This window comes from Alloscardovia venturai, from assembly GCF_042676605.1.
GTDB classification, from domain to species: domain Bacteria; phylum Actinomycetota; class Actinomycetes; order Actinomycetales; family Bifidobacteriaceae; genus Alloscardovia; species Alloscardovia venturai.
On the sequence record NZ_JBHTHQ010000028.1, the window covers coordinates 1 to 597 of the forward strand.

Annotated in this window: 1 pseudogene; it reads left to right on the forward strand. The window is 49.1% G+C overall.

Annotation, left to right across the window (positions count from 1 at the left end):
• Positions 1 to 597: pseudogene (locus tag ACFQY8_RS07990) on the forward strand (LPXTG cell wall anchor domain-containing protein); the annotation flags it as partial.

Consider the following 597-nt stretch of genomic DNA (forward strand, 5'->3'; position numbering starts at 1 on the left):
AGGGTACTGACGTGACAAGCCAGTTCACTTTCAACCAGAATGGTACAGTTATCACGGCAACCATGACAGATCAAGCTCTCGCTGCTGCACGTAGTCTTGCTACCCCTATGCAGTACACCCTGCTTATCGGCGGTAAGGCGAATTATGCGAATGGTAAGGGTGCAGCCCAGGTACGCGCTGACGCAGGCAAAAAGTCTACGGATGAAGTCGAGTTTTGTGCTGATCCAACCACCGGTACGGCTCTTGACTCTCACGGTTTGTTGAACAAGGCATCTGAGACTGCTGCAGGCAAGACCAAGAGCACGAATCAGCCATACGTGTGTGGTTATGTTCCACCAGTAGAAAAGGCAGTCATTAGTGAGGCTTCTCAGGGTGGTGACCAGGACGATATTAATGGTAAGAGTGTTATGCCAGGACAGAAACTGGAATACGAGCTCAACACCAACCCAACCATTCCAAACAACCTGGGTTATGATATTGAAACTGTCGCGTTCACTGACACGTATGATAAGTATCTTGAGCTTGACAAGCAAACCATCGAACTCCGCGATTTGACTACTGGGCGTACTATCAGTAAGAAGAACTACACCCTCTCGG